The sequence below is a fragment of the Olsenella kribbiana genome (assembly GCF_036408795.1).
Taxonomy (GTDB): Bacteria; Actinomycetota; Coriobacteriia; order Coriobacteriales; family Atopobiaceae; genus Olsenella_L; species Olsenella_L kribbiana.
In genome coordinates, this window is record NZ_JAZGJP010000008.1 from 54,205 (window position 1) to 68,916 (window position 14,712).

Annotated in this window: 14 protein-coding genes; 10 read left to right on the forward strand and 4 right to left on the reverse strand. The window is 59.4% G+C overall.

Going from position 1 to position 14,712, the window contains the following annotated elements:
• The first annotated feature begins 5 nt into the window (after nt 1-5).
• The 8 genes from VXJ24_RS06815 (at nt 6) to VXJ24_RS06850 (ending at nt 9,261) form a co-directional block, all read left to right on the forward strand.
• A complete protein-coding gene (locus tag VXJ24_RS06815; protein ID WP_330972177.1) occupies nt 6-1,037 on the forward strand; it encodes a 3-deoxy-7-phosphoheptulonate synthase in 1,032 nt (343 codons plus the stop codon).
• A 165-nt stretch (nt 1,038-1,202) separates the two neighbouring features.
• Nucleotides 1,203-2,699: a C69 family dipeptidase gene (locus tag VXJ24_RS06820; RefSeq protein ID WP_330972178.1), complete on the forward strand. Its 1,497-nt coding sequence runs from the start codon at nt 1,203-1,205 to the stop codon at nt 2,697-2,699.
• A 330-nt stretch (nt 2,700-3,029) separates the two neighbouring features.
• Nucleotides 3,030-3,464, forward strand: coding sequence for a YbjN domain-containing protein (locus VXJ24_RS06825; protein WP_330972179.1), 435 nt, complete (start codon nt 3,030-3,032; stop codon nt 3,462-3,464).
• An 825-nt stretch (nt 3,465-4,289) separates the two neighbouring features.
• Nucleotides 4,290-5,474, forward strand: coding sequence for an ABC transporter substrate-binding protein (locus VXJ24_RS06830; RefSeq protein ID WP_330972180.1), 1,185 nt, complete (start codon nt 4,290-4,292; stop codon nt 5,472-5,474).
• 199 nt (nt 5,475-5,673) lie between these two features.
• The gene (locus tag VXJ24_RS06835) at nt 5,674-6,549 is read left to right on the forward strand and encodes a branched-chain amino acid ABC transporter permease (RefSeq protein ID WP_330972181.1); all 876 of its coding nucleotides are present in this window, start codon (nt 5,674-5,676) and stop codon (nt 6,547-6,549) included.
• A gap of 9 nt (nt 6,550-6,558) precedes the next feature.
• On the forward strand, nt 6,559-7,674 hold the full coding sequence (locus tag VXJ24_RS06840) for a branched-chain amino acid ABC transporter permease (RefSeq protein ID WP_330972182.1): 1,116 nt from the start codon (nt 6,559-6,561) through the stop codon (nt 7,672-7,674).
• The gene (locus VXJ24_RS06845; RefSeq protein ID WP_330972183.1) at nt 7,664-8,557 is read left to right on the forward strand and encodes an ABC transporter ATP-binding protein; all 894 of its coding nucleotides are present in this window, start codon (nt 7,664-7,666) and stop codon (nt 8,555-8,557) included. Before VXJ24_RS06840 ends, VXJ24_RS06845 begins: the two co-directional genes overlap by 11 nt.
• Nucleotides 8,554-9,261: an ABC transporter ATP-binding protein gene (locus VXJ24_RS06850; protein WP_330972184.1), complete on the forward strand. Its 708-nt coding sequence runs from the start codon at nt 8,554-8,556 to the stop codon at nt 9,259-9,261. Before VXJ24_RS06845 ends, VXJ24_RS06850 begins: the two co-directional genes overlap by 4 nt.
• Nucleotides 9,262-9,392: 131 nt before the next feature.
• On the opposite strand, the gene VXJ24_RS06855 is transcribed toward VXJ24_RS06850, so the two are convergent.
• Both VXJ24_RS06855 and VXJ24_RS06860 read right to left on the reverse strand, forming a co-directional pair.
• Entirely contained in the window at nt 9,393-9,884 is a 492-nt protein-coding gene (locus VXJ24_RS06855) for a hypothetical protein (protein ID WP_330972185.1), read from the reverse strand.
• Between the two features lie 81 nt (nt 9,885-9,965).
• A complete protein-coding gene (locus VXJ24_RS06860; protein WP_330972186.1) occupies nt 9,966-10,340 on the reverse strand; it encodes a hypothetical protein in 375 nt (124 codons plus the stop codon).
• A 400-nt stretch (nt 10,341-10,740) separates the two neighbouring features.
• Here VXJ24_RS06860 and VXJ24_RS06865 point away from each other — a divergent pair, with 400 nt between their 5' ends.
• Nucleotides 10,741-11,553 carry a LytTR family transcriptional regulator DNA-binding domain-containing protein gene (locus tag VXJ24_RS06865; RefSeq protein ID WP_330972187.1) on the forward strand — a complete coding sequence of 271 codons (813 nt, stop codon included), beginning with the start codon at nt 10,741-10,743 and terminating at the stop codon, nt 11,551-11,553.
• Between the two features lie 216 nt (nt 11,554-11,769).
• The gene (locus VXJ24_RS06870; RefSeq protein ID WP_330972188.1) at nt 11,770-12,504 is read left to right on the forward strand and encodes a LytR/AlgR family response regulator transcription factor; all 735 of its coding nucleotides are present in this window, start codon (nt 11,770-11,772) and stop codon (nt 12,502-12,504) included.
• A 62-nt stretch (nt 12,505-12,566) separates the two neighbouring features.
• Here VXJ24_RS06870 and dtd read toward each other — a convergent pair whose 3' ends face one another.
• Entirely contained in the window at nt 12,567-13,019 is a 453-nt protein-coding gene (gene dtd, locus VXJ24_RS06875; RefSeq protein WP_330972189.1) for a D-aminoacyl-tRNA deacylase, read from the reverse strand.
• Nucleotide 13,020: 1 nt separating this feature from the next.
• Nucleotides 13,021-14,649 carry a carboxypeptidase M32 gene (locus VXJ24_RS06880; RefSeq protein ID WP_330972190.1) on the reverse strand — a complete coding sequence of 543 codons (1,629 nt, stop codon included), beginning with the start codon at nt 14,647-14,649 and terminating at the stop codon, nt 13,021-13,023.
• Nucleotides 14,650-14,712: the final 63 nt, after the last annotated feature.

Sequence of the window (14,712 nt, forward strand, 5' to 3'; positions counted from 1 at the left end):
GTTCCATGTCTGCAAATTTCAAGAGGCGCCTTCCCATCCCGCAGGATCTCAAGAAGGAGATGCCGCTTTCCGATGAGAGCGCCGAGCGTAAGAAGGCAGTCGACGCCGAGGTTGCCTCGATCATCCGTGGCGAGTCTGACAAGAAGCTCATCATCGTCGGCCCCTGCTCTGCCGACAACGAGGACGCCGTGCTCGACTACGCGAGCCGTCTTGCCGTGCTCCAGCAGTGCGTCCAGGACAAGCTCGTCATCGTCATGCGCGTCTACACGAACAAGCCGCGCACGAACGGCACCGGCTACAAGGGACTGCTCCATCAGCCGGATCCTGAGGGCGCTCCTGACCTGCTCGAGGGCCTCAAGGCCATCCGCCACATGCATATGCGCGTCATCGAGGAGACGGGCCTCTTCACGGCAGATGAGATGCTCTATCCGGAGAACGACCGCTTCCTGAGCGACCTTCTGGCCTATGTCGCTGTCGGCGCCCGTTCGGTCGAGAACCAGCAGCACCGTCTTGTCGCTTCTGGCATCGAGGTCCCTGTCGGCATGAAGAACCCGACGGGTGGCTCCATGTCCGTGATGCTGAACTCCGTCTATGCAGCCCAGCATCCGCAGACCTTCATCTACCGCAACTGGGAGGTCGAGACAACCGGCAACCCGCTTGCTCACTGCATCCTGCGCGGATACCGCGGCCTCGACGATATCAACTACCCGAACTACCACTATGAGTACCTCGAGCGCCTCGCTGCTGCCTACGAGGAGAACGAGAAGTACCAGAATCCGGCTGTCATCATTGACACGAACCACGACAACTCGGGCAAGCGTCCTCTCGAACAGATTCGCATCTGCAACGAGGTCCTCGATTCCGCCCACAGGAACGAGGCCATCGGCAAGCTCTTCCGTGGCTTCATGATCGAGTCCTACATCGAGGACGGCAACCAGCCTATCGGCGGCGGCGTGTATGGCAAGTCCATCACGGATCCCTGCCTCGGCTGGGCAAAGACGCAGAACCTCATCATGCACATTGCAGACCGCATCTAGCATCTGTTTCCCAAGATCTTGCGGGGAGGCTGGCTTTCGGGCTGGCCTCCTTTTCTGTGCTTGGGCATTCCGTGCATGCGATGCCGGAAGTGCGTGTTGCGGGTAGGATAGGGGAGCATGCAAGCGGCAGCACACGCTGCCAAAGACAAGAAGGAGCATGATTCTATGCCTTGCACAACCCTTCTGATCGGCAAGAAGGCCTCCTATGACGGCTCCACGATCGTGGCCAGGAACGAGGATTCAGGATCGGGCAGCTTCTGCCCGAAGCGCTTTGTCGTCGTGCATCCCGAAGAGCAGCCGCGCCACTACGTCTCGAAGATTGCCCATCTCGCAATCGAGCTTCCTGACAACCCGGAGCGCTACACGGCGCTGCCGAATGCCATCCTCGACGAGGGTATCTGGGCTGAGGCTGGCGTGAACGAGAGCAATGTCTCCATGAGCGCAACGGAGACCCTCACGACGAACGAGCGCGTGCTCGGAGCTGACCCCTTCGTCGTCTACAAGCCGGCACAGGGCACGGAAGGCGAAGAGGGCTATGAGCCTGAGGTCGCAGGCGGTATCGGCGAGGAGGACATGGTCACGATCGTCCTTCCCTACATCAAGAGCGCACGCGAGGGCGTGAAGCGCCTCGGCGCCCTTCTCGAGCAGTATGGCACCCATGAGATGAACGGCATCGCCTTCTCCGATGCGGACGAGATCTGGTGGCTCGAGACGGTGGGCGGACACCACTGGATCGCAAAGCGCGTCCCGGACGATGCCTATGTGACGATGCCGAACCAGCTTGGCATCGATGCCTTCGACTTCGATGATGCCTTCGGCGCCCAGAAGGACTACCTGTGCTCTGCTGACATGAGGGAGTTCGTGGAGAAGAACCACCTCGACCTCACGCTCGGAGACGGCCTCATGAATCCGCGCGATGCCTTCGGCTCGCACTCCGATTCCGACCACGTCTACAACACGCCGCGTGCCTGGGCCATGCAGCGCTTCCTCAATCCCCATGCCCTCAAGTGGGACGGACCGGATGCCGATCTCACGCCGGAAGCGGATGACATCCCCTGGAGCCGCGTGCCGGAGCGCAAGCTCACGATCGAGGACGTGAAGTATGCCCTGTCCCTGCACTATCAGGGCACGCCCTTCGACCCCTACAGCCGCCGCGGCGACGAGAGACGTGGCATGTATCGTCCTATCGGCATCAACCGCAACAGCCAGCTCTCTGTCGTGCAGCTGCGCCCCTATGGGCCTGAAGCGTGCCGTGCTGTCCAGTGGATTGCCTTCGGCAGCAATGTCTTCAATGCGCTCGTGCCGTTCTACACGAATGTGCGGACGACGCCTGCCTATCTCGAGAAGACGGATGCCCACGTCACGACCGAGTGCTTCTACTGGGAGAACCGCATCATTGCAGCGCTTGCCGATGCACACTTCCATGATGCAGCAGCAGATGTCGAGCGCTACCAGGAGAAGGTCGGCGGTATGGGACATGCCATGCTCCACGAGACGGATGCTGCTGTGGAGAAGGGCACAGACGATGTCCAGGCTGTGCTCGAGGCAGCCAACCAGAAGATGGCTGACGAGCTCAAGGAAGAGACGGACGCGCTCCTCTCGAAGGTCCTCTTCTTCGCAAGCATGGGCATGAAGAACAGCTTCTCGAAGGATGACATGTAGGATCTTTCGGAGAGCAGAGAGGCAGTGCCTGAAGGCGCCTGGATTTATCCGGGCGCCTTTTCTGAAAGCTTTCTAAACTTGTATATACGAGCTTGTCTGATATAACATATCTGCATCTTTTTTGGGGTGGTATCGAACCGCTTACGGAAAAGTACCGGCCGCCGGCCCATCGCTGTTCAATCTTTTACGCTTCCGTAATGAATATTGGCCAAACTAAGGGGCAGCGAGGGGCGAGAGTCATGGCTGGAACGACAAGAAGGAGGAAGTGCCATGTCATCCGCAGAGAAACGCTTTCAATCCTTTATCCGCAAACTCGATAACAGCGATTATGTGTATGACGTGCTGAGGATGGGGCCATCTCCCATTGTCTCGGTCGTCTTCGGAGCCAAGCCGCGCTCGGGCCATTCGAAGGTCTTCGAGCATGTCGGCAAGAAGCAGCTGCCTCAGCTCTATGTCTATGCCATCTTTTCCAAGGACGGGGAAGAAGTGCACTTCCAGACGTCCCCGCTGGTGCGCGTTCCCCAGAACCAGCGCTCCCAGGCGCTTTCGGTATGCAATGCCGCCAACAACCAGCAGCGCTGGATCAAGTTCAATCTGAACTCCTCCGACTACATCGTCGGACACTACGATCTTCTGCTCCAGGGCCATGGTGCAAGCGATGCCTGCGTCACGATCGCTCAGCGTGTGGCTGATGTGGTCGACGAGACCCTGCCGCTCCTCCAAAGCTGCCTTGAGCAGGATGCCTCTGAAGAGGAAGTCGCGTAAGGAAAAGTCCATCTGCAGGAGAGCGCTGGAATCCAGAGCATGCCGAAGCTCCGGAAACCAGTGCTTTTCCATGTCTCGATGCTCTCTTGGCATAAAAAAGATCCAGCAGGGAGAGGGTCTGCTGGATCTCGGACACGTCTGTGTCCCTGGGAATGGGCTCCGAAACGAGGGGGAAGGAAGAGCTAATTCCCATCTGTTGGCTAGGATTAAACACCTTTGGCCTGATGGTGTCAATAGTAAACCAAAGAAAACTTTGTTGCATGGAGGAATTGCGCACTGAATTGTGCAGCGTTTCCGCGGGCTGACAGGCGTGCCTATGCATGATGAGAAAAAGCTCTCATGCATGTTCGGACAGGGCTGGCTCGAATATGTGCCATATCGCTGGCTGATATCGGGACATTCTGTTTCAGGCAGGAAAACTCATAGGTAACGTAGATGCCCATCTGTGTGTGCGTGCGCTAGGGTACGCATATCAAGAAAGCAACAGGCTTTCTTTCAGCCAGCCGGAAAGGGGATCGAGATGGAATGCGCTTCTTCCAAGCACGCTGAAGCAGCTCTCTCCTCTGTCGGTGCAGCGGCTGTCCTCGGCCTACGAATTACCATGGCCGTACCTCGCATCTGGCTATAGCCGGCGGGGGAGGCCTTCTGAGCTGCGGGAATGGTAGCCGCAGCGCTTCTGTTGCAGCAGCGAGGACAGATTGTTTCAGAAAAGAATCTCAAAGTTACTGATACATCAAAACCTGTCGGTTCTTGCAAAGCTGCTTTCCAATTGGTCCTAAGTTCTCTATCAGAGCTTTAAGGCACAACAGAAAGGGAGAATCTGTTATGGCAAGCATCTCACGTCGTTCGTTCCTGAAGGCAACCGGCGCTTCTGCCGCTGCTCTTGGCCTGGCAGCCTGCGGCAACTCGGGCTCCGGCTCCTCTGACTCCAGCTCGATCAAGCTGGGTGTTCTCGGCCCCTATTCGGGCTCCGTCGCACAGTACGGCCTGGCCGTCCGCAATGGTGTGGAGCTCTACTTCTCGCTGAACCCAAAGATCAATGGCAAGGACGTCGAGCTCGACGAGATGGATGAGAAGGGCGATGCCACCGAGGCTGTCAACGCCTACCAGAAGATGGTCGAGAATGGCGATGTCGCAATCATCGGCGACGTCACCTCGACGCCTTCCATCGCTGTGGCCCAGCAGTCCGTGAACGACAACATGCCGCTCATCTCTGCATCTGCAACGGCTGCTGGCTTTGTCCAGTATGGCTCCAACGCCTTCCGTGCCTGCATCACCGACCCGTATCAGGGCAAGCTCATGGCAGACTTCGCTGCAAAGCAGGGCTACAAGACGGTCGGCACGATCTACAACTCCGGCGGCGACTACGAGAAGGGCGTCAACGACGCATTCGTCGAGGAAGCCGGCAAGAAGGGCATCACGATCACGACGCAGCAGGGCTATGCTGACGGCGACGTCGACTTCAACGGCCAGCTGACCGCCATCATCGCTACGAGCCCTGATGCCATCTTCTGCCCGAACTACTACCAGGACGACGGCAAGATCGTCACCCAGGCTCGCCAGCAGGGCTACAAGGGCGTCTTCATGGGCGCCGATGGCTGGTCCAACATCGTGGGCGGCTCCGAGGAGTACGCATCCGCTGAGGACCTCGAGGGCTGCTACTATGACTGCTCCTTCGTCTCCGAGAACCCGGACGAGAAGGTCCAGAAGTTCATCTCCGACTACAAGGCAAAGTTCAACGACGAGCCGTCGAACTTCTGCGCCCTCGGCTACGACGCTGCCATGGTCATGGCCAACGCCATCGAGACCGTGGAGAAGGACGGCAAGGCCAAGGCTGGCACTGCCGACTACTCCCAGGCCATCATCGACGCTATCGCCTCTGGCTCCGTTGACGGCGTGACCGGCACGATCAAGTACGAAGGCACGGGCGACCCGGTCAAGCCGACCCTGGTCATCACGTTCAAGGGTGGCGCGCAGGAGGTCTTCCAGACCGTCGAGGCAGAGTCCTAAGACGCAAGCTCATAGCTCAGCCAAAGGAGCGGGCATCCGGCCAAATGCCGGGCGCCCGCTCTTCTTGGGCTCGAGGATACGCAGGTAAACGGCCTGTTACCATTGAGATACTAGCTCTAGCAATTTCTTCTTTTCTTCTTGGGCGAAGCTATCCTAAATATCGAGTATTTAACCATTGCTATGAAAGGGGTGGTCAGGCATGACACTCGTCACGCAGATCATGAACGGTCTGCAGCTGGGCAGCGTCTATGCGCTTGTGGCCCTGGGCTACACGATGGTGTACGGCATCATCCTGCTGCTCAACTTCGCACACGGCGACATCATCATGGTCGGCGCCTACATCTCATGGATTGTCATGTCCCAGCTGGGCATGCCTCCATTTGTTGCTGTCGTACTCTCTATCGCAGGCTGCACGCTGCTCGGCGTACTCATCGACAAGGTCGCCTATGCGCCGCTTCGCAATGCGCCGCGTCTGTCGATCCTGATCACGGCCATCGGCGTCTCCTACTTCCTGGAGAACGGCGCACAGCTCGTCTTCGGCGCTGACGCAAAGGTTGTGCCTTCCTTCATCGATTCCACGACAGTCGAGATCGGCGGCATGCAGATCTCGTCGGTCGCCCTTCTCACGGTCATCGTGACGGCCATCTCGACAATCATCCTCACACAGCTGGTGGACAGGACGAAGCTCGGCAAGGCCATGCGTGCCGTCTCTGAGGATATGGGTGCTGCACGCCTCATGGGCATCAATGTGAACAACACGATCTCCTTCACGTTCGCTGTGGGCTCTGCGCTTGCTGGCATCGGTGCTGTCCTCTACTCGATGGCATACAGCCAGGCGACGCCGACCATGGGCATCATGCTCGGCACGAAGGCCTTCGTCGCAGCGGTCCTCGGTGGCATCGGCTCGATTCCAGGCGCCGTCATCGGCGGACTCCTCGTCGGCTTTGCCGAGGTGGCTGTCTCTGCTGTGGGCCTCTCCGTCTGGAAGGATGCTGTCGTCTTCCTCCTGCTCATCATCGTCCTCATCGTGAAGCCGACGGGCATCCTCGGCCGTCCGATGTCCGAGAAGGTGTAGGGGATAACAATGGCTGAAGCAATCAACAGGGCGTACCGCACGCTCTCTACCAAGCAGCGATACCTCATCAATTCGATTCTGGTCGTTGCTTTCCTCGCAATCGGCGAGCTCATGATTTCCGGAGGCGTCATCTCCCGCTACCAGACGACGGTCCTGGAGCAGGTCGGCATCTACATCATCATGGCAGTGTCGCTGAACATCGCCACCGGCTACCTGGGACAGCTTCCTCTGGGCCATGCCGGCTTCATGTCGGTCGGTGGCTACTCCTGCGCCATCTTCATCATGCGCATGGCTGACGTCTTCGGTGTCGGCACCCGCGACTTCTCGACGGGCACACCCCAGGCAATGCTGCTCTTCGTCTGCGGCCTCATCTTCGGCGGCCTCTGCGCTGCCCTTGCCGGCCTCATCATCGGCATCCCGGCCCTGCGCCTCAAGGGCGACTACCTCGCCATCGTCACGCTCGGCTTCGCTGAGATCATCCGTGTTGTCATGCTCAACATCGACGACGTCCTCGGCTTCCAGCTCACGGGCGGCGCCAAGGGCCTCACGGGCATCCCGTCCTACACAAACTTCCTGAACACGTTCATAGTCGTCGCCATATCGCTCTTCCTGATACACACGATGATGAAGAGCAGGCACGGACGCTCGATCCTGTCGATCCGCGACAACGAGATCGCCGCAGAGTCTGTGGGCGTCAACACGACGTACTACAAGACGCTCGCCTTCGTCGTCTCTGCCTTCTTCGCCGGCATCGGCGGCGGCCTCTATGCAGGCTGCGTCGGCGTCATGATGCCTGCCAAGTTCGGCTTCATGAAGTCGATCGAGATCCTCGTCATGGTCGTCCTCGGCGGCATGGGCTCCATGCTCGGCTCCGTCCTCTCTGCGACCGTCCTCACGATCCTGCCTGAGGCGCTGCGTGCCTTCTCTGACTACCGCATGGTCGTCTACGCAGTCGTCCTCATCGTCGTCATGATCTTCCGTCCGCAGGGCCTCATGGGCACCTACGACTTCTCGATGGGCAATACGATCGAGAAGATCATGAACGGCCAGTTCCCCTGGAAGAAGCAGAAGAAGGAAGAAGCAGTAGCAGAAGAGACGAAGGAGGTGGCGAAAGATGGCCGATAGCCCGAATGAGATCAAGCGCAAGCGTCAGCGCGAGGTGCTGCTTCCGGTACCGACGCCCAACCTGGTCACCGAGCGCGACTTCGGAAAGCCGCTCGTCCTCGAGGTCGAGCACCTCGGCATCGACTTCGGCGGCCTCACGGCAGTCGATGACTTCAACATCGCAATGGGCCCGACCGAGATTGCCGGCATCATCGGCCCGAACGGCGCCGGCAAGACGACGATCTTCAACCTCCTCACGAAGGTCTACCAGCCGACCCGCGGCACGATCCTTCTGAACGGCGTCGATACCGCCGGCATGAACACGATCCAGGTCAACCGCCTCGGCATCGCCCGTACGTTCCAGAACATCCGCCTTTTCAGCCAGATGACGGTGGAGCAGAACATCCTTGTCGGCATGAACAACTCGATGAACACCTCGCTTCTCCAGGACATGCTGCGCTTCCCGGCGCACTGGAAGGAAGAGAAGGAGTTCCACGACAAGGCAATGGATCTCTTGGGCATCTTCAACATGCAGAAGTATGCCAATGAGCTTGCAGGAAACCTGCCCTATGGTGCACAGCGCCGCCTCGAGATCCTGCGTGCCCTGGGCACGAATCCGAAGCTCCTGCTTCTCGACGAGCCTGCCGCCGGCATGAATCCGAACGAGACCGAAGAGCTTATGGAGAACATCCAGAAGATCCGCGATGACTTCCAGATCGCCATCCTTCTGATCGAGCACGATATGGCTCTCGTCATGGGCATCTGCGAGATTGTCGGCGTCCTCGACTACGGCAAGATCATCTGCAAGGGCACGCCGGAAGAGGTACAGTCCGATCCGCGCGTCATCGAGGCATACCTCGGCAAGCAGGGTGCCAAGGCTGCCAAGGAGGCGGTGGAGAAATGACCATGCTGAAGGTTGATGACCTCCAGGTCTACTACGGCGCAATCCACGCCGTGAAAGGAATCTCCTTCGAGGTCAACGAAGGCGAGATCGTCTCCTTGATCGGTGCCAACGGCGCCGGCAAGTCGACGACCATGAACACGATTGCAGGCCTCATCAAGCCGAAGGAAGGCAAGATCGTCTACAAGGACGAGGACATTACAGGCCTTCCTGCCCACAAGATCGTCGCGAAGGGCATGGCTCTCTGCCCCGAGGGCAGGCGCGTCTTCTCGCATCTGACGGTTCAGGAAAACCTCGAGATGGGCGGCTACTTGAGGACAGCCGCGGAGAACGCGGACACGATGGAGAAGGTCTATACGTACTTCCCGCGCCTGAAGGAGCGCAAAGCTCAGACGGCCGGCACGCTCTCCGGCGGCGAGCAGCAGATGCTTGCCATGGGTCGTGCTCTCATGAGCCACCCGCAGCTCCTCATGCTCGACGAGCCTTCGATGGGTCTGGCACCTATCCTCGTCGACGAGATCTTCGATATCATCGAGACGCTCAACAAGGCGGGCACGACGATTCTGCTCGTCGAGCAGAATGCCCAGATGGCTCTCTCGATTGCAGACAGGGGCTATGTCCTCGAGGTCGGCAATATCGTCCTCGCGGGCACCGGCAAGCAGCTCCTGAACGATCCTGCCGTCAAGAGCGCCTACCTTGGCGGCTGAGACCATACAGCAGACAGATCGAGCGCTACAGGAAGGAGAGCATCCACGGGATGCTCTCCTTTCTTCTTGCCGCCGAAATGAGCGTGTGAGCTGGCAGCCGGGTCATGAGGCTCCATGCTTCTGGGATTCGTTCATCTGACTTCAGGATAGCGGGACCTCTGGCCAGATTCGATAAGCCAGCTATAGGTCTCGATGGAGCAGATGTCGTAGGCTGCACGGTGCTCGCCATCTATCACGGCATCTTCCTTGTCGTACCAGATCTTGGCTTCCACCTCATCGCCAATCTTGGGCTCTGGGCCATATGTCCTCTCGGAGTGGCCGTTCCGGATGAGCGTCAGGGTATCGCCTGCCTCTGGCAGGGAGGAGCCGTCCTTTTCTGCCTGGACTGCCGCTGCACCGGCTGCGTCCGCATCTGCGACTCTGATTTCGATATAAGCGATGCTGCCATCGGCATCGGACGCATCGGAGACGGTTCTGATATCTTCGACGGTTCCGGCAACAGTCGCGAGAGGCGGGACATAGTTCGATACGCCTTCAGCGTGGGAAAAGCTCGCTATGAGAGCGATTTCGGCGATAGCCAAGGCAGCCAATGCGGCAGCTGCCACCATGAATGCCTTTCGCATGGGAGCCTCCGGTCTTTGGACGCAAGCAAAACATGAGGAGAATCGGTCTGCGCATGAGAATCCGACTGAGGGAGAAGCTTCTTATCGGATAGCTTTCTTCGCAGGTGCGAGATTGAGGGTGCAGAGATAGGCGAGGCAGGCTGAAGCGCAAGCGAGGGCAAAGGCCGCTAGTGGCCAGAAGCCGAGAAGAAGATGCGCGCATACCGCCAGAAGCGCTGCTGCTGGCGCAAGACAGGCGAGGCGCAGGGCTTTGGCACGGGTGTATGTCCTGTCAAAGATGCGGCAGGAAGCCTTGTGCCAGGAGATGAGCATGCAGCAGGAGAAGAGAAGGACGAAGATGATGAGGGCGGGGTCTGCCCAGACAGATGCGTCCGCTGCCAATGCGATGAGCGCAAGATGGCCTGCCAGGAGATAGACATCAGCTGTCTCTGCGAACTTTATCTTCCGCTTCTTCATCTCCGGCTCCTCTTGCTGGTGGCAGAAAGAGGATGTTCGTAGCCTCTTTGCAGGGAAGCATACCCGATGGCGGGAAAGTGCGGTACCTGGCGTGCTGGGTTTCGGCCAAGGGAACATTGCTTTCGGGAAGTGCTCCTGCTGGATGGCAGGGCAAAGCCGAAGTGCGCACTTTCCGGTACTCAGGTGCTGGAGGCCCGGGCTGTGCGGATGGCAGGTTTTCCGCCGCAGGCGGCATATTATCCTGCTCCGATATCGCTTTCATCTGGTTAGACATGTATTTGTTCGCAATAACCCATCGTTCGTTAAGAATCTGCAATACAAGGTTCAATAATTGGTATATCTGTACAGACAGATAACGATGCGGCGCTTCTTGCAGGACACGCCAAAAAAGGTGGTTGCCATGAAGGGTACGCTCTCGGAGAAAGCACTGCGAACATCCGAAGAGATTGTCCGCGCCTTGTGGAGACAGGATCCAGAGTCCTGTCGTCCCTATCTGCATGAGGGCTTCACCTATATCGGACCGAGCGCGGACGAGTACTGCCTTGTCCCCCAGTCGCTTGATGCCTATATGGACCATATGCCGAAGGACGGCATCGAGGCCAAGAAGGTCTCCGAGGAGTATTTCCAGGTGCGCGTGCAGAGCCCGCACGGGATGCTTGTGACAGGACACGTGCTTGCGTCGTATCCGACAGGGCCACATGAGGTGGCCTTCCACCGCTTCCGTGTCACGCTGTTCTGGACCGTCGAGGACGACAGGCTCCAGCTTGTGCATCTCCATATCTCGACGCCGACGTGGCAGAGCCATGGGCAGAAGACGATGCATGGAGAGGGGCAGGTGGGTGGTACCAGCACGGTCTCCGTCCGTCTCCATCCTGATTCCCATCCTCTTGTCATGCGCGATTCCTCGGGTGTCGCCCACTTCCTCGATGCAGATGCTGTCATCTATCTCGAGGCAGAGCGGCAGTACACGATGGTGCATACGGCGGAGGGCATCTTCCGCCTGGCAAAGGTCCTGGGCAAGGTCGCAGCCGAGCTGCCGCCGAACTTCCTGCGTGTCCACCGCGGCTTCTTGATCAATGTCGCCCATGTGCGGGAGATCCATACGCGCCAGATCATCCTCGATGAAGGGACGGCTATTCCCATGCCGGAGCGTCGCTCTGTGCAGGTGCGCAGAGAGGTGGAAGAGGCAATCCGCGCGCTTGGAAGGGCATAGCAGCTTTCTGTCTTTCACGTTTGGGAGGGATGCAGCAGCAAAGACCGGCAATGCTGAGCTTTCTGTTCAGCGTTGCCGGTCTTTCGTGACCTCTTCGACTTTTTCGCTGCTAGGCACGTTAAACTCATTACGCACATACGTAAGAAACGAAACGATTCATGTCTGGAGCTTGCGGGTTCCATGCCTGATCGGGTCAGGATGGAGGCGATCTCCTGCATGAGGAAGCAGCTTCAGGAAGATGCACTCCGCATGGCGGAGAGCCTTGTGGACCGGCTCCCTGACCACGCGGCGCAGAAGCTCGAGCCGCTCTTTGCTGAAACGCTCCAGGCTGTAGGCCCCTTGGAAGGGGATTGGCTGCTCGACCGGCATGATTTCCTCCAGGAGCTCGAAGAGCTTGCAGAAGCGTATGAGCTCAGGGGCGTCGGCAAGCGCGATGTGCATGCCTGTGCGCTCGATGAAGATGCCTGTGTGACCGTAAGCCGCTTTGCTGCCATCACCCGCGAAGGCATGATTCCCTGCCGCCTTACGCTCATCTGGCAGGAGCTCAAGGGCGAGCTCAAGATCTGCCATGCCCATTTCTCGGTCGCCGTGACGGAGGAGCATGGAGGGGCAGTGGCCCACGCGCTCAGGGAATCGATCGTGCTGCGTGATGCAGACGGCATCTCGCACTTCCTGAGCCTCTCCGATATCGTCTATATCGAGGCTTCCCGCCAGTCGACGCTTGTCCATGCAGTGACAGGCACCTTCCGCATGAGCGAGGGCATCACGCATCTGCTCACGCGTCTCGATGGCAAGTTCGTACGTATCCACCGTGGCTTTGCCGTGAACGTGGACCATGTGGAAGGCATGCGTCCGGGCTATGTGATGCTCGACGAGGGAACGAGCCTGCCCGTGCCTTCGAGGCGCACCCGCGAGGTTGCAGACGATCTCCGCCGTGCCATAGGCTCGTAAGAGCTGATTTCAGACGAGAAAGAAGCGGCCTCCCTGCCCTGTGGGCGGGGAGGCCGATTTCATCAGAGCGTTTCGGTATCGAGCCAGATTGTGAAGGGACCCTTGTTCACAAGCGAGACATCCATCATCGCGCCGAACTCGCCGTGTCCCACGCGGCTTTCTCCGAGGTCTGCCCTTGCATCTTCGAGGAACGCCTCATAGAGCCTCTTGGCCGGCTCTGGCTTGGCAGCTCCCGTGAAGGAGGGCCTGTTGCCGTGTGAGCAGTCGGCACAGAGCGTGAACTGGCTCACGATGAGGACAGAGCCGCCCGTGTCCTGAAGGGAGAGATTCGTCTTTCCGGCAGCATCGGGAAAGATGCGCAGGCGCAGGATCTTCTTCCAGAGGCGCGCGGCGGCAACTTCCGTGTCTTCGGGCACGACACCCAGGAATATGCAGAGGCCGGGGCCGGAGGAACCGACAAGCTTTCCTTCGACCGTGACCTCTGCCGTGTCTATGAGCTGGATGAGCGCGCGCACGCTACATCTCGATCCCGTAGAGGCGCGTGAACTTCTGCACGAGGTAGTCCGTGTAGTAGGCCACATTGAAGGGCTCGCCGCAGGCATTGACGACAATCTCTGCCGGGTCGAACGTGCGGCCCCACTGCCAGACATGCTTCTTGAGCCAGGCACGGATCGGCTCGAGATCGCCGGTCGCAAGGACGCCGTCGAAGTCCATGCCTTCTGCCATCATCTGGTGGCGGAACTGTGCGCCATAGGCGCCACCCAGCGCATAGGTCGGGAAGTAGCCGATGAGGCCGTCTGCCCAGTGCGTATCCTGGAGCGCACCGTGCGTGTAGTCAGAAACGCGGACGCCAAGATACTTCTTGTAGCGGTCGGCCCAGAGCATCGGCACCTGCTGTGCCGTGATGTCGCCCTCCATCAGGAGCTGCTCGATCTCGTAGCGGATGATGATGTGAAGGGGGTAGGTGAGCTCGTCTGCCTCGGTACGGATGAGGCCCGGCTCGACGCGGTTTGCGGCCATGTAGAACTGGCGGGCGCTCACACGGGAGAACTGGCCCGGGAAGTGCTTGCGCAGAAGCGCAAGGAGAGACGGCGCGAAGGCTTCGGCACGACCGACATAGTTCTCGAAGAAGCGCGACTGCCCCTCATGCATGCCCATGGACGTGCCGCCCTTGAGCGACGTGTAGTTGAGGGCGGGGTCGACGCCGGTCTCGTAGAGGGCGTGTCCTCCCTCATGGAGCATCGTGTAGAGGTTCGAGAGCACATCGTCCTCATAGACGTGCGCTGCAATCATCGCATAGTTCGTCGTGATGCCATCAGAGTAGGGATGCTCGGTCTTCGTGAGCACCATCACATCCGGATCGAGTCCTTCGAGGTCCATGAGGTCGCGTGCCAGGGCCCACTGGCGCTCTGCCTCGAAGCGGCCCTCGACGACCCTGCGGGAGAGCTGCGGACGCTGGGAGATCTCCTGGAGGAGCGGCACGACGCACTTCTTCACCTCGCGGAAGAAGTGGTCATAGAATGCGCGGCTCGTGCCCTGCTCGAAGTAGTCGAGCCACACATCGTACGGGTTCCTGTGCGGGTCCTGGCAGCTGGCAAGATGGCGCATGGCATTGACGACACGGTCAAGATAGGGCTCGAAGCTTGCCCAATCGTTTGCAGCCTTTGCGGCATGCCAGACGGCGCCGGACTCGGCGAGCAAGCGCGTGAATGCTGCCTGGTCTGCTGCCGGGACATTCTCGAGACGGGCACGCTCGCGTCTGAGCACGCGCACCTGTGCGCGCTGCGTGCGGTCGAGGAGCGCCGAGCTCCTCTGGAGACGGTCGAGAAGCTCGCCGGTGTTCTTTGCGCACAGAAGCTCCTGGTCCTCCTCGTCGAGGATGGCCTGTGCCTCGCCGCGGTCATGCACGGCCTTCTTGGGGTCGATCGAGGGGCCGAAGCAGCCCATCATCGTCTCGGCATACCTGTGGGCATAGAGATGCATCTCGAGCGAGTTCAGGGCAGCGAGATCTGCCTTCGGGTTCATGACGGCGGCAGGGGAAGCAGCAGGGACACCTGCTGGAGCGGGTGCTGCCTGCGTGTCAGCTTTCTGCGCAGGCTCGCTCACCTGGGCCTCGGTCTTGCCGCTTTCGTTCGTATCAGCCATATTCGAGCTCCTCTCGCGCGTCTGCGCGCATGTTCCTATGAATAGCTTCCAGTGTAGCCTGAG